The 20,294-nt window shown below is 43.8% G+C and carries 21 protein-coding genes; 7 read left to right on the top strand and 14 right to left on the bottom strand.

The annotated features are described in order from the left end of the window. From pyrH to rpsB, 3 genes are all read right to left on the bottom strand, one after another. On the bottom strand, window positions 1-747 hold the full coding sequence (gene pyrH, locus ACH19P_RS07830) for a UMP kinase (protein ID WP_462158040.1): 747 nt from the start codon (window positions 745-747) through the stop codon (window positions 1-3). A 214-nt stretch (window positions 748-961) separates the two neighbouring features. Continuing rightward, window positions 962-1,813 (bottom strand): translation elongation factor Ts, encoded by an 852-nt coding sequence (gene tsf / locus ACH19P_RS07825; RefSeq protein WP_462158038.1) that lies wholly within the window; start codon window positions 1,811-1,813, stop codon window positions 962-964. Between the two features lie 111 nt (window positions 1,814-1,924). Beyond that, entirely contained in the window at window positions 1,925-2,653 is a 729-nt protein-coding gene (gene rpsB / locus ACH19P_RS07820; RefSeq protein ID WP_462158036.1) for a 30S ribosomal protein S2, read from the bottom strand. Between the two features lie 276 nt (window positions 2,654-2,929). Between rpsB and map the strand changes: the two genes are divergently transcribed. The 4 genes from map to ACH19P_RS07800 all read left to right on the top strand — a co-directional run bounded on the left by map (window position 2,930) and on the right by ACH19P_RS07800 (window position 8,414). Then, entirely contained in the window at window positions 2,930-3,730 is an 801-nt protein-coding gene (gene map / locus ACH19P_RS07815; protein ID WP_462159326.1) for a type I methionyl aminopeptidase, read from the top strand. A gap of 18 nt (window positions 3,731-3,748) precedes the next feature. Beyond that, on the top strand, window positions 3,749-6,379 hold the full coding sequence (glnD, locus tag ACH19P_RS07810; RefSeq protein WP_462158034.1) for a [protein-PII] uridylyltransferase: 2,631 nt from the start codon (window positions 3,749-3,751) through the stop codon (window positions 6,377-6,379). A 22-nt stretch (window positions 6,380-6,401) separates the two neighbouring features. After that, window positions 6,402-7,226, top strand: a complete 825-nt coding sequence (gene dapD / locus ACH19P_RS07805) for a 2,3,4,5-tetrahydropyridine-2,6-dicarboxylate N-succinyltransferase (protein ID WP_462158032.1) — start codon at window positions 6,402-6,404, stop codon at window positions 7,224-7,226. A gap of 138 nt (window positions 7,227-7,364) precedes the next feature. Then, window positions 7,365-8,414: a S66 peptidase family protein gene (locus ACH19P_RS07800; RefSeq protein WP_462158030.1), complete on the top strand. Its 1,050-nt coding sequence runs from the start codon at window positions 7,365-7,367 to the stop codon at window positions 8,412-8,414. 54 nt (window positions 8,415-8,468) lie between these two features. On the opposite strand, the gene ACH19P_RS07795 is transcribed toward ACH19P_RS07800, so the two are convergent. From ACH19P_RS07795 to ACH19P_RS07780, 4 genes are all read right to left on the bottom strand, one after another. After that, window positions 8,469-8,594, bottom strand: coding sequence for a hypothetical protein (locus tag ACH19P_RS07795; RefSeq protein ID WP_347390834.1), 126 nt, complete (start codon window positions 8,592-8,594; stop codon window positions 8,469-8,471). A 56-nt stretch (window positions 8,595-8,650) separates the two neighbouring features. Next, complete coding sequence (locus ACH19P_RS07790) at window positions 8,651-9,394, bottom strand: HvfC family RiPP maturation protein (protein WP_462158028.1); 744 nt, start codon at window positions 9,392-9,394, stop codon at window positions 8,651-8,653. A gap of 2 nt (window positions 9,395-9,396) precedes the next feature. Beyond that, window positions 9,397-10,242 (bottom strand): HvfB family MNIO-type RiPP peptide maturase, encoded by an 846-nt coding sequence (locus ACH19P_RS07785; RefSeq protein WP_462158026.1) that lies wholly within the window; start codon window positions 10,240-10,242, stop codon window positions 9,397-9,399. Window positions 10,243-10,308: 66 nt separating this feature from the next. Then, window positions 10,309-10,764 carry an HvfA family oxazolone/thioamide-modified RiPP metallophore gene (locus ACH19P_RS07780; RefSeq protein ID WP_462158024.1) on the bottom strand — a complete coding sequence of 152 codons (456 nt, stop codon included), beginning with the start codon at window positions 10,762-10,764 and terminating at the stop codon, window positions 10,309-10,311. Between the two features lie 187 nt (window positions 10,765-10,951). Here ACH19P_RS07780 and ACH19P_RS07775 point away from each other — a divergent pair, with 187 nt between their 5' ends. Together ACH19P_RS07775 and ACH19P_RS07770 are read left to right on the top strand one after the other, a co-directional pair. Then, the gene (locus ACH19P_RS07775; protein ID WP_462158022.1) at window positions 10,952-11,914 is read left to right on the top strand and encodes a tRNA-dihydrouridine synthase; all 963 of its coding nucleotides are present in this window, start codon (window positions 10,952-10,954) and stop codon (window positions 11,912-11,914) included. A 105-nt stretch (window positions 11,915-12,019) separates the two neighbouring features. Continuing rightward, the gene (locus ACH19P_RS07770) at window positions 12,020-12,382 is read left to right on the top strand and encodes a TraR/DksA C4-type zinc finger protein (protein ID WP_462158020.1); all 363 of its coding nucleotides are present in this window, start codon (window positions 12,020-12,022) and stop codon (window positions 12,380-12,382) included. On the opposite strand, the gene ACH19P_RS07765 is transcribed toward ACH19P_RS07770, so the two are convergent. The 7 genes from ACH19P_RS07765 to ACH19P_RS07735 all read right to left on the bottom strand — a co-directional run bounded on the left by ACH19P_RS07765 (window position 12,363) and on the right by ACH19P_RS07735 (window position 18,394). Beyond that, window positions 12,363-13,346 (bottom strand): hypothetical protein, encoded by a 984-nt coding sequence (locus tag ACH19P_RS07765; protein ID WP_462158018.1) that lies wholly within the window; start codon window positions 13,344-13,346, stop codon window positions 12,363-12,365. The genes ACH19P_RS07770 and ACH19P_RS07765 overlap by 20 nt on opposite strands. A gap of 71 nt (window positions 13,347-13,417) precedes the next feature. Further along, window positions 13,418-14,683: a tetratricopeptide repeat protein gene (locus tag ACH19P_RS07760; RefSeq protein ID WP_462158016.1), complete on the bottom strand. Its 1,266-nt coding sequence runs from the start codon at window positions 14,681-14,683 to the stop codon at window positions 13,418-13,420. Between the two features lie 12 nt (window positions 14,684-14,695). Next, window positions 14,696-15,313 (bottom strand): energy transducer TonB, encoded by a 618-nt coding sequence (locus ACH19P_RS07755; protein WP_462158014.1) that lies wholly within the window; start codon window positions 15,311-15,313, stop codon window positions 14,696-14,698. Next, a complete protein-coding gene (locus ACH19P_RS07750) occupies window positions 15,313-15,714 on the bottom strand; it encodes an ExbD/TolR family protein (protein WP_347390843.1) in 402 nt (133 codons plus the stop codon). Before ACH19P_RS07750 ends, ACH19P_RS07755 begins: the two co-directional genes overlap by 1 nt. 14 nt (window positions 15,715-15,728) lie before the next feature. After that, the gene (locus tag ACH19P_RS07745; protein WP_347390844.1) at window positions 15,729-16,253 is read right to left on the bottom strand and encodes a MotA/TolQ/ExbB proton channel family protein; all 525 of its coding nucleotides are present in this window, start codon (window positions 16,251-16,253) and stop codon (window positions 15,729-15,731) included. After that, entirely contained in the window at window positions 16,253-17,617 is a 1,365-nt protein-coding gene (locus ACH19P_RS07740) for a MotA/TolQ/ExbB proton channel family protein (protein WP_462158011.1), read from the bottom strand. The genes ACH19P_RS07745 and ACH19P_RS07740 overlap by 1 nt, the downstream gene beginning before the upstream one ends. A 6-nt stretch (window positions 17,618-17,623) precedes the next feature. Next, window positions 17,624-18,394 carry a DUF3450 domain-containing protein gene (locus ACH19P_RS07735; RefSeq protein WP_462158009.1) on the bottom strand — a complete coding sequence of 257 codons (771 nt, stop codon included), beginning with the start codon at window positions 18,392-18,394 and terminating at the stop codon, window positions 17,624-17,626. 579 nt (window positions 18,395-18,973) lie between these two features. Between ACH19P_RS07735 and ACH19P_RS07730 the strand changes: the two genes are divergently transcribed. After that, window positions 18,974-20,170 (top strand): DUF547 domain-containing protein, encoded by a 1,197-nt coding sequence (locus ACH19P_RS07730; protein ID WP_462158007.1) that lies wholly within the window; start codon window positions 18,974-18,976, stop codon window positions 20,168-20,170. Window positions 20,171-20,294: the final 124 nt, after the last annotated feature.

Below are 20,294 nucleotides of genomic sequence, written 5' to 3'. Positions count from 1 at the left end.
TTATTTTGTATCACTAGAGGCTTCAGAAGAAATTAGAGTGCCTTCTTCCTCACCCATGATGACGCGCTTAAGCGCACCAGGTTTATTCATATTAAAGACACTGATTGGCATTTTATGGTCGCGAGCCAAAGTAAAGGCGGCTAAGTCCATAACTTTCAGTTCTTTTTCAATTACTTCATTATAGGCAAGATGGCGATAAAGCGTCGCATCTGGGTTCTTCACAGGATCATCGCTGAATACACCGTCTACTTTTGTTGCTTTGATAACAGTGTCAGCTTCAATCTCGATACCACGTAAACACGCAGCTGAGTCAGTCGTGAAGAACGGGTTACCTGTACCCGCAGCGAAAATAACTACGCGACCTGATTTCAACAAGCTGATAGCTTCAGCCCAATTGTATGCATCACACACACCGTTCAATGGAATTGCTGACATCAAGCGTGCATTTACGAACGCACGGTGCAACGCATCACGCATTGCTAGGCCATTCATCACAGTTGCAAGCATGCCCATATGGTCGCCTACTACGCGGTTCATACCTGCCTCTGCAAGCGAACCACCACGCAAGAAGTTACCGCCACCGATAACTAAACCCACTTCTACGTCGAGTTCTACCAGCTCTTTGATTTCCTGAGCCATGCGATCGAGTACTTTAGGATCGATGCCGAAGCCCTCGTCTCCCATTAAAGCTTCACCACTTAATTTAAGTAGAACACGTCTAAAAATAGGTTTGCGACTAATATTCATATTTTCCTGGCCAATAACGAATGTAGATAAAAAATAACCGCGCCTATGTGGGAACATAAGAGCGCGGTTATTCTAATTAATTTTGCTGGACGACGCAAAAGCAAATCATGGCTTTTGACCACTTTGGTCGAAGAGCTGTTCAGCCTTTGAGCTTAACATCCTACTCCGTTCCAACTTTCGCCACAGCATGGTTGTATGTCAACCGATCGAGTAATTACTCGCCTTTAGCAGCAGCGATTTGCGCAGCTACTTCAGCAGCGAAGTCTTCTTCTTTCTTCTCGATACCTTCACCTACTTCTAGGCGAATGAAACCAGATACTGACGCGCCACGCTCTTTAAGCATTTCGCCAACAGTTTGCTTAGGCTCCATGATGAAAGCTTGACCAGTAAGTGAGATTTCACCAGTGAACTTCTTCATGCGGCCAACAACCATCTTTTCAGCGATTTCAGCTGGCTTGCCTTCGTTCATAGCGATTTCTACTTGAACTGCTTTTTCTTTCTCAACTACGTCAGCAGGTACGTCTTCTGGGTTTACGAACTCAGGCTTAGACGCAGCAACGTGCATAGCAACGTGCTTAAGTGTTTCTTCGTCAGCTTCACCAACTACAACAACACCGATGCGGTCGCCGTGACGGTATGAAGAAAGCTTGTCACCGTCGATGTACTCAACGCGACGGATGTTCATGTTCTCACCGATTTTAGCTACTAGAGCAACACGCGTTTCTTCGAATTGCGCTTTTAGCGTTTCGATGTCTGCTTTAGTTTCAGCAGCAGCGTCAAGAACTTGGTTAGCGAAACCTAGGAAGTTTGCATCTTTAGCAACGAAGTCAGTTTGACAGTTAACTTCAAGAAGTGCAGCGAAGCCGTTGCCTTCTTTGATAAGGATTGTACCTTCAGCAGCGATGTTACCTGCTTTTTTAGCAGCTTTAGCAGCACCGCTCTTACGCATGTTCTCGATCGCTAGATCGATGTCACCGTTAGTTTCAGTTAGTGCTTTTTTACAATCCATCATGCCAGCGCCAGTGCGCTCGCGTAATTCTTTAACTAGGGCAGCAGTTACAGCCATGGGAATTTCCTCAAATCAATGTTTAGAGCAAGTGACGATGTGTCACTTTTAAATAAGAATATCAAGTCTTCATCAAACTTAGATGAAGACTTGATGACAAGCGATTAGCTATTACTCAGCTGCAACGAAATCGTCTTTTTCAGCTTGAACAGCGATGTTGCTTTCACGACCTTCAGTAACAGCAGTTGCAACTGTGTTAGTGTAAAGTTGGATAGCACGGATCGCGTCATCGTTACCTGGAACGATGAAGTCAACGCCGTCTGGGTTAGAGTTAGTATCAACGATTGATACTACTGGAATGCCCAGGTTGTTCGCTTCTTTGATTGCAATGTGCTCGTGATCAGCATCGATTACGAATAGAACGTCTGGAAGACCGCCCATATCTTTGATACCGCCAAGGCTCTTTTCAAGCTTAGCCATTTCACGAGTAAGCATTAACGCTTCTTTCTTAGTTAGTTTCTCAAACGTACCGTCTTGGCTTTGAGTTTCAAGATCTTTAAGACGCTTGATTGACTGGCGAACAGTTTTCCAGTTAGTAAGCATACCACCTAACCAACGGTGGTTTACGTAGTACTGGTCACATTTAACTGCCGCTTCTTTTACTGCTTCGCTTGCAGCGCGCTTTGTACCAACGAAAAGTACTTTACCTTTGTTTGATGCAGCGTTCTTGATGAAGCCAAGTGCATCGTTGAACATAGGTACAGTTTGCTCAAGGTTGATGATATGAACACGGTTACGAGCACCGAAGATGAAAGGCTTCATCTTAGGGTTCCAGTAACGAGCCTGGTGACCGAAGTGTACACCCGCCTGAAGCATATCGCGCATTGAAACGTTTGCCATTGTATTTTCCTCTAAATAGTTTGGGTTAAGCCTCCACATATCCCATAGCACCAACACGTTAGAAATAATTTCTTTCGTGCACCCAAGTGTATGTGTCGATATGTGTGTGTGTTAATATTAAATGGTTATGTCTTCGTTACAGATAAACCAAGTCGCTTACATGTGAGAAAGTGAAATGATTTTATTTGTAAAAAGACGGCGCGCTTTATACCATATTAGCGACTAATACTCAAACTTTTGCGCACTATTTGTTCGCGAAATACATCAAAGAATCGAATTGGAGCATCAATGACTGCAGTGATCAAAACCCCAGAAGAAATCGAAAAAATGCGCGTAGCTGGCCGTTTGGCAGCCGAAGTACTGGAAATGATCGGTCCGTATGTTAAGCCTGGGGTGACCACTGACGAGCTCAACACTATTTGTCACGACTACATCGTCAATGAGCAGCAAGCCATTCCAGCTCCGCTTAACTATCACGGTTTTCCTAAATCTATTTGTACCTCGGTAAATCATGTTATTTGTCATGGTATTCCCAATGACAAACCTCTTAAAGATGGCGACATCATCAATATCGATGTTACGGTCATCAAAGATGGGTATCACGGCGACACGTCTAAGATGTTTCATGTTGGTCAACCAACCATCCAGGGAAAACGCCTAGTTGAAGTAACACAAGAGAGCCTGTATCTCGCGATCAAAATGGTGAAACCAGGTGCACGTTTGGGTGATATTGGTGCAGCCATTCAGAAATACGCTGAAGGTTTTAGCTATTCGATTGTTCGTGAATATTGCGGCCATGGTATCGGCAAAGAGTTCCATGAAGAGCCTCAAGTCATGCACTACGGTCGTCCTGGAACAGGTGAAACTCTGCAAGCCGGTATGTGTTTAACCATCGAGCCAATGGTCAACGCCGGCAAGCGCCAGTGCAAGTTGTTGAAAGACGATTGGACGGTAATAACAAAAGACCGCAGTTTATCTGCGCAGTGGGAACACACCTTGCTTGTGACCGATAATGGCGTTGAAGTATTAACGCTACGCAGCGACGAAGATTTACCGCGAATTATCGAGCATAACTAATCAATAAAGGATAACTAAGTGGCCCTACCGAATAAATTAAAAGACCTGCTTGAGCAGGCGGACATATTGGATGAATACAAAGCGTGTAGTCAATATTTCTACAAATGGCTCAATAACCAATTTGATAAACAACCGGTAGGCTCACTCATCCGCGCTCGCGCTGAGTACATCGACAGATTACTGATCAAACTCTTTCACAGCTGCGACTTGGCTCACGAGCCAGAGTTAGCGCTGGTCGCCGTTGGCGGTTATGGGCGCGGCGAACTACACCCCTATTCCGATATCGATTTTTTGCTGCTGGTCAATGAAGATCCCAAAGAAGAAGTGTGCGAAAAAATAGGCCAGTTCGTTACCATGCTGTGGGATTTAAATTTAGAAATCGGCCACAGTGTACGTACGCGTGAGCAAGTTATCGAACAAAAACGCGAAGATGTAAGTTTCGCGACTAGCTTGCTTGAAAGTCGACTGATTTTTGGGAATCACATTGAGTTTGAAAAGCTCAAAGAGCATATTGTTCAGACCCCCGTTTGGGGATCTGCAGAATTCTTTATTGCTAAACGTCAGGAACAAGATGTCCGTCATCGCAAATGTCACGGTACGGCGTATAACCTAGAGCCCAATATCAAAGAAAACCCGGGTGGCTTACGGGATTTGCAAACCATTATTTGGGTAGCCAAAAAACATTTCCAAGCAGAAGCCCTAGAAGAGCTCATTAACCACGGTTACCTTACACACGAAGAATACCAAGAGCTGCTCGAGTGTTTGGAAAACCTCTGGAATATTCGTTTTGCGCTGCATCTGGCTGCAGGTCGAAATGAAAACCGATTGTTGTTCGACTACCAACCTCATGCGGCAGAAATTCTGGGGTTTGGTAGTGAAGGTAAAGCGTCTGTTGAGCGAATGATGAAGCGCTTATTCCGCATCATGAGCCGAGTGCGCGAACTAAATCAGATGCTGCTGACGAACTTCGAGCACTCAATATTGCCAGACCATCAAGATTTACCTGCGGTTGAGCTCGATAGGAACTTTGAACGCATTGGCCATCAAATTCGTGTTAAAAACCCGTCAGTATTTTTCCGCCGCGACCAACTGTTAGTGCTGTTTGAACACATCGCCGACAATCCAGAAATCACCCATATTTACCCAAGCACCATACGTACGATGCGCCAAGTGCGCAGACGTTTGCTCGGTGACTTACAAGACTATGCTGCCTGCCGTGACGCCTTTATGCGCCTCATTAAGCATCCAAATGGCATGGGGCGTGCTTTTACCTTAATGCACAAACACGGCATGCTCGCAGCGTATTTACCTCAATGGCGAAATATTTTCGGGCAAATGCAATTCGATTTGTTCCATGCTTACACAGTCGATGAACACACCCACAAGCTTATCAATAACATTTACCAATATGGTGATAAAACGCGCGTGAGCGAATTCCCAATATGCAGTGAAATCGTCACGCGTATGGACAAGCCTGAATTGCTTTACCTCGCTGCCATCTTTCATGATATTGCTAAAGGTCGCGGTGGTGACCACTCTGAGCTTGGCGCTGTGGATGCCCTCGCATTTGCGCGCTTACATCAATTAGCAACCTCAGATGGCAAACTCATCGCCTGGTTGGTTGAAAACCATTTATTGATGTCGGTCACGGCACAGCGCAAAGACATCAATGATCCAGATGTAATTAGCGAATTTGCCACGAAAGTTAAAAATGAGCGTCAGCTCGATTACTTGTACTGCTTGACAGTAGCGGATATTCGCGCCACCAACGATAACCTCTGGAATGATTGGAAAAATACCCTGCTGCGTGAGTTATACCTTCATACCCAACGCGCTTTACGTCTTGGTCTGGAAAACCCAATGGATATGCGCGACCAAATTCGCGATAAAAAACAGCAGGCTAAGCAAAGGTTAATCAACTTAGGGTATGATGAGCCGCAAATCGACTTATTGTGGAGCCGATTAAAAGCCAATTACTTCACCGCATTCAGTGAACAACAAATTTCTTGGCATTGTGAACACTTACTGCAAGAAGATGATTTATCGCAAGCCAGTGTGGGGGTTTCTCCTGAACCTATGCATGGCGGCACACAGGTGTTTGCCTACAGCCCTTATAGCTCAGGCTTGTTTGCGCGTCTAGTTACGGTAATTGGTTCAAAGAAAGCACAAATTCAACACGCTCAGGTAATGACCACTAAAGACGGCTATGTCATCTTTACCTTCGTCATATTAGAAGTAAATGGTGAGCCACTGAGCAAGGGACGCAGTAATGGCATACGTCGCGCATTGGACCAAATTTTAAAAGATCCGAAGAAAAAGATTCGCATCAAGAAAAATCGTTCGCAACGATTCAAAGATTTCAATATCAAACCTAAGGTTGTATTGCGACCTCATGCCCGTGCGGACCGCAGTTTAATAGAAATTCAAGCCGTGGATATCCCTGGTTTATTAACCAAGATTGCGCAGGTGTTTCAGCGTTATCAATTGCATATTCACGCCGCGCGCATCACCACAGTTGGTGAACGTGCAGAAGACTTTTTCGTGGTCTCTAACAACGATTACAAGGCTTTGACGGATGAAGAACAAGTGAAGATCCATCAAGCACTTAGAAAAAAACTAAATGCTGATAACGAAACAACAATGGCGTGATCAGTGAACAGATGAGGAAATCATGGCAGATTTAAAATCTATCATTGAACAAGCGTGGGAAGAGCGCAATTCAATTAGTCCAAGCACAGTGTCAGACCAAGTTAAAGGCGCAATCATCGAGGTTCTCGAGCGTTTAGACAAAGGCGACGCCCGTGTTGCCGAGAAAATCTCTGGCGAGTGGGTTGTTCACCAATGGTTGAAAAAAGCAGTGTTGCTGTCTTTTCGTATTCGCGACAATCAGGTTATATCCGACGGTGCCAATCAATACTATGACAAAGTGCCACTGAAATTTGCAGATTACACACCCGAGCAATTTCAACAAGAAGGCATGCGTGTGGTGCCTAACGCTGTGGCTCGTAAAGGCAGTTACATCGGCAAAAATGTCGTACTTATGCCGTCATACACAAACATCGGCGCATATGTCGATGACGGCACTATGGTAGATACCTGGGCGACTGTTGGTTCATGCGCACAAATTGGTAAGAATGTTCATCTATCAGGTGGTGTGGGCATTGGTGGCGTGTTAGAGCCATTGCAAGCGAACCCAACGATTATCGAAGATAACTGCTTCATCGGCGCCCGCTCTGAAATCGTTGAAGGCGTCATTGTTGAAGAAGGTGCTGTGATCTCTATGGGTGTGTACATTTCTCAGAGTACACGCATTTATGACAGAGAGACAGGTATCACGCATTACGGTCGTGTGCCTGCGGGCTCTGTCGTTGTGCCAGGTTCACTACCGAGTAAAGATGGTAGCCATAATCTTTATGCCGCTATCATCGTTAAGAAAGTTGACCAACAAACTCGTGAAAAAGTCGGCGTAAACGCCCTACTTCGTGGTATCGAATAACGACCACACGCTGTGACTGGCCCTCCAGTGGCTAGTCACAACACCACTTTTGATTAATTTATTCCATCTCACCTATAAAATTTGAAATATTTACTTCACTGCGGTACTGATAGTACAAATCGTTCGTGAGATAAATAAATGAATAAACGCTCCTTCCTAAAATCGTGTTCAATATTAGGTGCAGGGATACTCGCTAGCCAAGGTGCACACGCTATCGGTATACCTAAAAGCACAGAAAACAATATCATCAAGCCAAGAGCTATACCCAAAGGTGGCATCATTGGTATAGTCAGCCCTTCCGCTGCAACTGCTCACCACAAGGACATTTTAATTGCGCAAAAGGTGGTTGAGGCACTTGGCTACCGAGTTAAACTGGCTCCTCATGTCATGGCGCGCAGAGGCCACTTAGCGGGAGCAGATCAACAGCGTGCGGATGACATCAATGCCTTATTTAAAGACCAGCAGGTGGATGCCATATTTTGCTTAAGAGGCGGTTCTGGCGCTGCCCGTATACTGCCTCTTCTTGATTATCAAAGCATTAAACAAAATCCTAAGCCGTTGTTGGGATATTCTGATATCACCGCACTGCACAACGCCATACTCTCACAAACAGGTTTAATCAGCTTTCATGGCCCAAATGCGACCAGTGATTGGAATGCGTTCCATGTCGATCAGTTTCAGCGCGTGTTTGAACAGCAGCAACCTATGCGTTACGAGAACCTGGGTAAAAAAGAAGATGAGTTGGTCAATACCAACTATTTCACCCAAACTATCACTGCGGGCAGCGCATCGGGTCGTTTAATTGGAGGAAACCTCACTGTATTAACAGCACTAGCTGGCTCTAAGTACTTACCGGATTTTACCGGTAATATTTTGTTTTTAGAGGATATAGATGAAGCACCTTACCGCATTGACAGGATGATGAGTACATTAAAACTCATGGGCGCTTTGGACAAGATTTCAGGATTCGTATTTGGCGATTGTAACGATTGTAAACCCGGTGCCGGTTATGGTTCACTGTCTCTGGATGAAATATTCAATGACTACATCAAACCGTTAGGAATACCTGCATATCGCGGTGCCATGATAGGTCATATTAAACGTCAATTTATTTTGCCCGTGGGTGCGCAAGTGACATTAGATGCCGATTCAGGAACGTTAACACTTCAAGAATCAGTGTTTAGTTAATGAGTCTTCGGGCACAAAAAAAGCCCCTTTAAGGGGCCTCTATCTCGGTTCAGGTTAAGCTGCGATTGCAGTTGCCCAACCTAAGATTGCATTTAGACAACCAATACCTGCAAATACTGCTACAAAAGCAACGAAGTATTTAAAGTTGAAAGGGTCTTTGAAATCACCTTTTTGTGCCATAACTACTTACCTCTAAAACACGACAAAAAACGGCGCACATAATAATCTAATATTGGCTAGCAATCCAGCGTTAGCACGATTCTCCTTTGCACTAATTCGCCGAGAATTTGTCTGGCCCCCTGCTCTATCTGCGTTAAGGCGAATTGCGGAGCTTGTTGCTGTACATCAACGCACAAATCAGCAAAGACCACACCGTCTTGCTGTCCGATACTATCAAGCAACAGCGCCGTCATGGCATTAAGCGCCAAGAACTGTACTTCATCGTCACCATCACGATATACACAGATGTAGCTAGGGACTTCGTCCGGCTGTTGTGGTTGATGCTCTACAGAAATAGTCTGAACTGGGTAGTGATAGCATACAACTTGTGCGCATTCGCTCAAATACAATGGCTCGATGCCAACATCAAATATCGGTTTATATGCTCGTGTTACCTTCCCGGTCGCGACCATTAATTCAATCCACTCATAATGGGCTAATTCAATTAGGAATGGCGGATCCGTATCGAGTAATTCATATTCATTGGCTAAAAATGTCACAAACTCTTTAGAGATATCAACAAAGTATGGCGAATGCGATTGATGCCGAGCAAAGAATTGTCGTACTAGCGCCAACCACTTGTCGTCTTGATAAATACTACGCAATACGGGAAAGCCGCTTTCCAAAAAGCTATTCACATTGTTGAAGAATAAGTCTCGATAAATCCCCATTCGCCTATTTTCAACGTCGCTGGGGCAGGCATTATTCATTGGATCGCGTATGTGTGCACTGAATGTAGCTTGTACTTCTTTAAAATGCATATCTAAGCTCGTCTTTGTTGCGCTACGAACGGCTTTTGAATTTGGTGAATAATATCAAGCTCTTTCACCAATTCACTCATAGGGGGAATGTTAAAGTCTCGCTCTAATAACGTCGGGTACACCCCATGGAATTCATAGGCCTTCGTCAACAATGCCCAAACAGGGTCAATAACGTCTGCGCCATGAGTATCGACAATCAGGTCTTCCGCTTCATTATAGTGACCCGCAATATGCATATAGGCAATACGCTCGCTCGGCAGTGCTTTTAAGAAGGCCTCTGCATCATAGTGGTGATTAACTGAGTTTACATAAATATTGTTAACATCGAGCAATAACTGACAATCGGCTTCTTGCAATACACTTTTCGTAAATTCAAGCTCCGTCATCTGCTGTCCTGGCGCCCCATAATATGAGACATTTTCCACAATTAAAGGACGCTCCAAAATATCCTGTACTTGTCGAATACGCTCAGACACGTATTTAACAGATTCTTCAGTAAAAGGAATGGGCATCAAGTCATACATATGCCCACCTGCACTGCAATAGCTGAGGTGTTCACTGTACATACGGATGTTATGCTCATCGAAAAATACTTTTAACTGCTTGATAAAATCGATATCAAGTGGATCGGGTGAACCGATTGATAATGACAAACCGTGGCAAACGAAAGGGTGCTGCTCAGTAAGCGCTTTAAATTGCTTCTCTAGTTTGCCGCCAAATGGTAACCAGTTTTCTGGCGCCACTTCCATAAAACCGACTTGCTCGGGAATATGCTCCAACATATCACTCAACATTTCCCTACGCAGGCCTAAACCCACTTGTGCTGAGCTAGGTAAACCTAGATTCATACTGCCGCTCCTAAAGTAATACAAGCCGCATAAAGCGGCTTGCGATCAGTTGTAATAGCCGTGCGATTATGCGCCGTGACTACCACACTTGCCTTCTTTACCTTTAGACTCGCCGCACTTGCCTTCTTTTTCACCTTTTTTGGCTTTGGCTTCACCACATTTACCTTCGCCGCACTTACCTTCTTTTTTACCTTTGGCTTCGCCGCATTTACCTTCGCCGCACTTACCTTCTTTTTTGCCTTTGGCTTCACCGCACTTACCTTCGCCGCACTTGCCTTCTTTTTCAGCCTTTTTAGCTTCGCCGCACTTACCTTCGCCGCATTTACCTTCTTTTTCAGCCTTTTTAGCTTCGCCACACTTACCTTCACCGCATTTGCCTTCACCCGCGTCTAGTTGGTAACCTGCCGCCATGGCTTGCATTTCGAATGGGTTTGCTTGCGCATCAGTTACAGTCAACGACGCACCAGTTGCAACAACAGCACCCAACGTAAGTGCGATAGAATTCTTCTTCAATGTATTCATGTTTCTTGCTCTCTCTGTGTTAGTAGCTTTCAAAACAAGTAGACCCTGTCTGTATTTAAATCCTTTCACGTTTTTTAAAATTTTTCTGTAAAAAGATCACCTAGTTAAATATGACGCGAGATTGTTATTTTATCAATAGCTTGGTTCGCGGTAGAATACGCCGCCCTGAAATTTGTATAGGTCGAATATGAAATTAATATTAGCTCCCATGGAAGGTGTCGTTGACTTTAAGATGCGCCAACTACTCACTGACATTGGCGGCTTCGATCTGTGCGTCACGGAATTTGTGCGTGTTGTGGAGCAAAAACTCCCTAGAAGAGTGTTTATGCGTTATTGCCCAGAACTTCATAACAATGGCTATACACGCGCTGGGACTCCCGTGAGAATCCAATTGTTAGGACAACATCCACAGTATCTAGCGGAAAACGCGATAAAAGCCGTTGAGTTGGGCTCTCACGGCATCGATTTAAACTTCGGATGCCCTGCCAAGACCGTAAATAAAAGCAAAGGTGGTGCTGTTCTGCTTAAAGAGCCAGAGCAAATCTATCAAATCGTTAAAACTGTTAGAGAAGCCGTTGCTGACGAGCATATTGTCACAGCAAAGATTAGATTAGGATTTGATGATTGTTCAAACAGCGAAGAGATCTTTGACGCTGTGGTTCAAGCAAAAGCGAATGGTATTGCGATTCACGCTCGAACTAAGCGCGACGGCTATCGCCCGCCAGCCTATTGGCATAAAATTGCGCCTCTAGTAGTTAAAAATGAAGATATCCAGATCGTCGCCAATGGTGAAATTTGGGATTTACACGATGCTGAAAACGCACGTAAGCAAAGCCAATGTACTGATATCATGCTCGGCCGTGGAGCACTCGCTATGCCTGATCTTGCTGCATGGATTAAGGCCAACGACGCGAATGAACACCACACTAAGTTAACATGGTACGACATCCTATATCATATTGTTCACTCTTCCATGCACGATGACGAACTCATGTCTAAGCGCTATTTTGCAAATCGCACCAAGCAATGGTTAGGTTATTTGAAACGTAATTATGAACAAGCGCATGACCTTTTTGAAGACATTCGCAGACTCCATGACAAAGACGAAGTCCTTGCTGTGCTTAAACGTCATGCAGAGCACACCAACTGATCACCCTAGTTTCCAGATTTTTAGCGTTTAGTTGATCATAGTCATATCAATATCACCCTAAACTGACCACAATTATATTCCCTTGAGTTTGAATTGGATTGTGGCATGAGTACAGAAACGCTCGATTTGGAAGAACAGGTCGTTGTTTTATTGGCACAGGTGCGGGAAGAGCTATTAAATCGTCTTCGTTATTCGTCTGTCAGTCATGACAACGATTTATACACCCAACTTAATGACCACCCAGAAGATGACTGGGTGGCTTATTTGAGAGAGAAAGCAGGTCCCTCATACAAAGAGCTGGTCGATAAGCTCGAAAGGTTAGAAGCAGCCCAATGCCAATTTGATTTAGGACTGTTTGGCTATTGTAGCGATTGTGAGGAGCCCATAGAAGAAGAGCTCCTAGAACGCGATGTAACCGCCCAACGCTGTAAGAAATGTGAGTCGCAACTTAAAGTTCGAGAACATTAGAAGCGTAGACAAAACTCTTGCCAGGAAAACATAATACCTGAGCTAATAACTCCTCAGCCACTTGTGGCGTAACCCCTCGTTGCGCCAAAGCGGTTATCACAAATTCTTGGTCCCACATCTGATAATGAACACCTAAATCAACTTCCATCCATACCAAGGCCATGTGCACTTGCGCTTGTGACAGTGTTACTGACTTTGCCCAAGACTTAATATCTAGGAAGTTTTGACGCCAATCTAAATCACTCTCCAACGAGGACCAATCCGGCTCTGGTAGCGTTTCTAATATTAACTCACCTCTGGCATCAAGCTTTTTTTGCACTGCAGTCATCCACTGGATAGGCGAGTGAACTTGGTTGCTATAGTAGTTAAGTTTGACTTGGAACCAGTCTTTCCCATTGGGTAACTGAGACAACCCCAGTTGATTGCGAGGAGTATATTGCTCTAAGTAATACTGCAATTTTTCAATGGCTTTGGATAAAGACTCGGTAGAGCTGATACCCTTCAATGCATCAAGCTGTGATTGCATGTGCTGTAACTCAACTTGGTTCACATAAATCTTACTCTGCTCGCCTTCTTGCATTTTTGCCAGTACATAGTGAAACCATAAGGCTAGTTCGTCCTGAATTTCCGAACCTTGCAACTGGTTATTCTGCTCAGCAATATCTAGAAAAAGAGGCCAAGGTTGATAGCGTCTGACAAAGCGCTCTTCGGTACGTAAATAGTCATAAGTACTCACTTGTGCATCACTCAACGTCTTGGCTTGAATGCCTGAATATAGTGTGTGTCGGGCCTTTAAGTAGTCTTCTGTATAAGGCCATGGAGCTGTTTCATCTGTGAAATTGCCGCCTAATTTACTATTCAGGCTCTTCAATTGTATGAGTGCTTGCTCGGCATTTAATTGGGGCTCATTTGAGCAAGACACTAGTAGAAAAAATAACAAAATACTCAATATGCGCAAAGACATGCCGTGTCCTACAAATTTCATAAACTATAAAAAAAGCCCCATATAGGGGCTTTTTATATTCGATCAAAAGATTAAAGACTTACGCCATTGCGCTGAGCTTTATCTTTGATAAACGTTTTCCAGCTAGTAGCAAACTTACGTGTGCTTGGATCTTCAGCTGCTTTAGTAATAGCTGCATAAGCTTGCTTATACTTTTCTTGCTGAAGGTATGCTTCGGCTAAATCAGAGTAAATCTGACCTTTTTTATCCGAACCCAAGTCCAACGATTTATTCAATAGAGCAATTGCTTTATCGAATTGTTGCTCTTGTAAGCGTAGTGAACCAGCCTTACGGAAAAGCTCTGCATCGTTATCAAAACTTGCTGCTTCTTCGTAGTACTTAGCCGCTGTCTTAATGTTTTTCGCATTATGATAGTAGCTCGCCACCGCGGTTACATTTTGCTTTGTACGTTCAACTTTACCGTCATTCAACGCTTTTTCCATGTGGAAACCAGCTTTGTACGGAATGCCAACGAATGAATATAGCTGGGCAAGTACTTTGAAGTCTGTTTCAGACTCTAAGAAGCCACTGTCGTATGCGATATCCATGATAGTAAGACCTTTTTGATAGTCTTCTACCTGCATATAGAAACGACCTAGGTTAGTCCAAGACTTTTTGTCTTCAGGCCAACTTTTAACCATACGTTCGCCAACTTTTACTACGTTTTTGAAATCTTTCGTTTCGTAGTATGCACCCATAAGTAATGAGAAAGGAGCCTTTTTAGGTTCGCCTTTAGCATTGATCTCAATCGCGCGTTCCGCTGGTTGAATAACGTCTTTAAACTGACCAAGCTCGTAGTTTGCTTGCGCAATACGTGTATACACAGTTGCATCTTCTTCACCAGTGAAGTCCATCCAATCAATGTATGCTTGCTTCGCTTCTTTGTACTTTTTGGTGTTAGCCAATAAGTCGCCGATAAGCTTCATAGCTTGCTCTTGGTCACCAAAGTTCAGTACATCAGGTTTGATTGCATCTTGAATGTACTTGATAGCTAGCTGATAGTTGTCCTTTTGTGCGTACAGCTGACCAAGGTAACGGTCTACTGTCGCTTTATCGAACTTATCAGAAGGCTCAAGCTCTTTCAGGATTGCAATTGCGCCGTCGACATCTTCAGTTTCATAAAGCTCAAACGCTTTAACCACTTTTTTACCGACGCGCTCGCCCATTACTTTCGTTTTGGCGTTTTTGCGCTTTTCAATCTCTTCATAGTTCGGAGCAGCTACAGCTGACGTGCTAACAGCAGCTCCTGAGATAGAGATTAGCAAAGCGAGTGCAGTTACTTTCGATAGATTTTTCATCCTACACTCTCCTTACTGGTCTTGGTTCAGTTTAAAGTCAAGCTGAACTGTGATGCCAGGCTGTTTCATTGGCTTGCCATCAACAACTTTAGGCTTGTACTTCCACTTTAATAGTGCGCGCTTAGCTTCGCGGTCGAAGATACGTTTAGGTTCTGCATCGATTACCTCAACGTCTTCTACACCACCCAGCTCATTGATAGTGAATGAAAGTTGTACCCAACCTTCCTTACCATCACGTGCTGCTTGCACTGGGTATTTAGGTTCAATTCGAACAAGAGGTGTAGCATCACCGTCTCGACCAAATGCACCTGGGCCACTTAACCCACCTGCAGAACCACCTACGTTTACACTTGGCATGTTAAAGCCTAATGCGCCTGGATCAGCATTGCTGGTATCAGGCTGTGGCGGCTGCGGCTTTGGCGGCTGCTTTGGCGGTGGTGGAGGCGGCGGCGGTACACGCTTCCGCTCCTGCACCTTGGATTCAGGTGGATTCGTCATAATTTCGACAACGATCTTCTCTTTCTCGTCAGCGGCGCGTCCATCTCCTCCGGAGATTAGATACGCCATGAAAAAGAATAAGCCGAAAGTAACTGCCCCACCTGCAATCAGTGAAAACAGAAAACGAATCATTACTTTTCTCCAGCGATAGATATCTTATCGATACCTGCAGCTTTAATTTGGTCCATTACCTTCACAACTACACCGTGCTTCGCTTCTTTATCCGCTTGGATAATAACGACTTCAGTTGGTTGCTCTGCTAATAGACGTTCGATGTTTGCAGCTACACGCTCGGCATCTACCTGACGCTTATCCATCCAAATTTCACCATTAGAGCGAATAGCGATGAAGATATTTGCATTCTTCTGTTTAGTCGCTTGAGCTGCTTCTGGTTTATTTACATCAATACCTGCTTCTTTAACGAACGATGTAGTTACGATAAAGAAGATAAGCATGATGAATACGATGTCTAGCATCGGCGTCATATCGACCGCTGCTTCTTCTTGTTCACGAAAACGCTGTTTACGTGCCATATTCAAATCTCTCTCTAGTGATGAGGCAAGCTATCAATGAGCTTTTCTTTAGCCATTTTTGCACGTGCTTCAAGACGCGTACTAAAGAATACACCCGATAGTGCCGCAACCATTCCAGCCATTGTTGGGATTGTTGCCATTGAAATACCTGATGCCATTAAGCGAGGGTTACCAGTACCTTGAGTAGCCATGGTTTCGAAAACCGCGATCATACCCGTTACAGTACCTAGTAGACCAATCAATGGACATACCGCTACCAATGTCTTAATCAACAACATGCGCTCATCTAATTTTTCAGACGCTTCAGAAATCCATGCATCGCGGATTCTGTGTGCGTACCAAGACGTAGTGTCTTGGCGGGCGTCCCACCTAGCTACAATTCCCTTTTTCATTTTCGGAAATTCAGCAAGTAGGAACCAATAGCGCTCAATCATTAAAACCCACATGAGGAAGAGTGCTATCGCGACCACGTATAAAACCTGGCCGCCTGTGCCAACAAAATCCCTGATAGATTCCCAAATCTCCATCAGGACTAGCATTAGGCTTTCTCCTTCTCCGCGTGAGCAGCAATGATACCAGAGCTTTGCTCATCAAGAATGTGGATGATTGATTTACTTTTACCCGCAACAACAGCGTGAACTAGGATTAGCGGAAGTGCCGCGATTAGACCTAGAGCAGTAGTTACAAGAGCCATTGAGATTGAACCAGCCATGATCTTCGGATCACCTGTACCGAATAGCGTGATTTGCTGGAAGGTATTGATCATACCAACAACTGTACCAAGTAGACCTAGTAGTGGTGCAATAGCAGCCAAGATCTTGATGATGTTGATACCCATTTCAATGCGCGGCGTTTCACGAAGAATTGCTTCGTCAAGCTTAAGCTCAAGGTTCTCAACGTCTTGGTTTTTGTTGTCATGGTAAACTTTAAGAATACGACCAAGTGGGTTACTTTCAGAAGGTGCACTTGTGTTCTTAAGTTGGCTCTTAATCTTACCAGCAGTGATTGTTAGGTCTACTAGGCGAACGAACGCGATTAGGAAACCAACAACTAGTAGGATTGCGATGATGTAACCTACTTCACCACCTTGGTGGAAACGCTCTTCAACAGTCGCTTTCTGCGTGTTTAGGCGAAGGATTGAACCACGAGTTGGGTCAACGTAGAAGCCTGTGTATGCATCAGCTGATGTGTTGATTAGTGCGTTAGCCGTATCTAGTACGTAACCATCTGGTTGACGACCTAGAGGCTGGATTGACTGCGTGTCGCCTGAGTAGATTAGGTAACCATCGTCAGTGATAAGGTTGAAGTTACCAACACGAGTTACTTTCTTAGTTGAAGTTGAACCGTCTAGCTCTGAAACTTCTGCGTCGAAAGAAGAGATCTTCGCAGATTCAGTCATTTCAGTTTGTAGAGCGATCCAAAGCTCTTCTAGTTCACGAGTAGTTGGAAGCTCTTTAGCTGCCGCTAGTGAACGAAGAATTTCAGCACGTCCTGGTTTTTCAGCACTTACTAGTGAAGCTTCGATTGAACCAATCGTTTCTTGCGCTGCACGACGTACAACACCGAACATTTCACCTAGGGTACCTTTTGCGTTTTCAAGCGCAGTTTCTTTCTCAGCTAACGTGATTTCGTTTTGAGCGTATTCTTTTTGAAGACGGTCGCCACGTGCTTTCTCAGCTGCAAGCTCACGCTTTGCAGTGTTAAGAAGAGCTTGCTGGTCAGCGCGAGCTGCTAGGAACTCTTGCTCACGTTTTTTGTTTAGCTGGCCTTCAGAAATACGCTCTTTTTTCACTTGCTCTAGGATCTGGTCTAGAACTTGTGTGTTTGCGTGAGCGTTTAGCGCAGCACCGGCAGAAACAGATAGTACTGCTGCAACAGCAAAACCTTTAAATAGTTTCTTCATTATCGATTACTCCGCGCCGAAGATTGGTAGTTTAACAAGATCCGGAGCCGCTTGCTTACGCGCCATACGGATTGTCTCTTTAATAGGCTTCAAGAACTCATCGCCTAAAGCTTCCCATTGCTTAGTAGTGTTGTTCCACACCCAAGCATTCTTCTGATCGAAAGATTGCGCAACATAGGCAATACGACCAAGACGCGCGAAATCTACAGAAATATCACGACCATCAATGTTTAGGGTGCCAGTGTTAGCAACCATAGTCGTGCTGTAGTCTTTCTCTACCATGTAAGCTTCAAGAACCTGACGGAACTTTTCAGAAGTCGTTACAGAAGCGTTAGTCATGATTTCACGTAGCTTAGCTACGCGCTCAATGCGCTCGTCTGTATCAAACGGAACGTCCGCTTTGATGAATTGCTCAAGCGTATCGATCATGCGATACATCAAAGGCACAACGTTTTGTTTAGTTTTATCGATACCAGCGATCTGACGCTCTAGAGACTCGATTTGTGAGTTCTGGTCGTCAACAAGGCGCTGAACGTGGTCGTTATAGACCTTCATGATTTCGGTTTCATCTACAGTTGAGCGGTAGTCAGCGACTAGCTCTTGTGTTTGACCGTAGATGTTATCGATTTTAGTTTGAGACTTAACAGCAGCCGTTTGAATTGTTGCACCAGCTTTGTGCAAGTCGTTCAAAGGATCTGCCATCACATTGTTGCTTGCAAGTGCAGCTGCGCCAACCAACGCAGAAGCTACAAGACTCTTTCTGATTTTAACAGACATAGTTCCCAACCAATTAAGTAATGTTACTTTTTGAATTTTAAATTAACTCACCGAGATGAGCTAAATCTAGGTATCTTTCTAGTGATACCAACTTGCCAATAATGCTAAAAGGTTCAAGTGCTGTCAACTTGATGTTCATCGCAATTTTTCCAGTATTCGTCTTATTTCCTCTATATAAACAAAAAATTAACATCAAACCACTTCTTATAGACCAAAATAGCTCGCTCTTAGGAAATTTTGGAAATGAAAAGTTAATTTAACTGTCATAAAAAATGTTTATTTTTTTTCTGTTGTCACAGTAATCTAAGGCCAAGAAATGACTTAATGCTAGCTTTGAACTCCACGTCGTGAGTCATATTCTTTAGACTTAATTATCCTACTTTTCTATTAACAACATCTTATAGCCTTTATTAATGTTGCAATATGCACAAAAATCATCCAAGGTAGTAAAATTGCGTTAGCAAAATAATTCCAAGACATTGGTATCACTCACTAAAGTCTTACCTCGAGTAGGTGTTCACCATGGATTGGTATAAAATTTCAACAGGTATATAAAAAATAAGTAATAAGGGATCACCTATGCAGAAATCACTCGCATATCTACTGGTTATTGGGTCATTACTCAGCCCAGCCGTTACGCAAGCAGATGAAAAGGAATTGCCTGAAGCATTTCAAGGCTTCACTTGGAATTCTCAAATCACCATTTCTTATGATGATTTAGATGCATTATTAAATGCCACAGTATTAGATGTAGGCATGTCAGATAGAAGCAGTGTGAAAAGCAGCAGTACCATAGGTACTAGAATGCGCTCAAGCAAAAACAAAGACACAGCATTTGAAGCAAACCGCTTTATGTTCGAAGAGTTAAAGAAATCGACTGTTAAAGATGCGTTTCATGATATTCGCATCAGCCTTGAACAAGTGCCCTCCGAAATTTTACTGAGTGAATTAAAAATTCAAGAACAGCTTGCTTATTGGCTCAATCTCTACAATGTTGCATTGTTGGAAAAGCTTATCGCTGAATACCCCATTCACGACATGGAAGATGAGCTTACTGGGAAGAACTCTATTTTAGATGAAAAATTCCTTAATGTTGCTGGCAATGCGCTCTCGCTAAATGACATCCAACACAACATCGTATACAAAAAATTTGGCGATAAGCCAATTGTCATGTACGGATTCTATCAAGGAAATATAGGCAGTCCAGGTTTGAACCCTGAGCCCTATACTGGTGATAGAGTCTATCACCAATTAGAACATCGCGCAGAAGAGTTCGTTAATTCAAATCGAGGCGTCGTACCTGCTAAGAAAAATACGCTTGAAGTGTCTCGCTTCTATGAACAGTCTAAAGCACTGTTCAATGATTTTGATAATGACCTTAAGAAACATTTAATCGCCTATGCAAAGCCAGACATTAAATCTGACGTCAAACTGGCTAAACGCATAAACACAGACATTGAAAATTGGAGTATCACTGATATTTACGGTACTGCACGCACTTACGGCGCAGGTTCAGCAACTAACAGCGCAGCTATGCTTGATTCCGTGGTGAGCAACTCGAGTAAACCAGTGGGTGACGAGGGCTCTGGTAGTGGTATTGGCGCAACAAATTTGAGCTCACTGTCAGATCAAATTGCGAGTCGCACCGTGAATTTTGGTCGCTTTACAGCTGAACAACTAGAACTCGTTCAAAAGCTGAATATGTCGAGAAAAGAAAGTTCGGGAACCGTTGAAATTAGTGATTTACCAGCAAAGTCTGACGAATCTAATAATTAATTATCTCTAGTTCTAAATCTCAGGCTGGTGCAGTGACACCAGCCTTTAAATCAAAAGTAAATAGACTGTTGCAAGCATTTAATAATTGCTAGTGAAAGTGATATCATGACAGCCTGATATTCTA

This window comes from Pseudoalteromonas sp. GB56, from assembly GCF_054923835.1.
This window is presented reverse-complemented; position numbering and strand designations above follow the sequence as displayed.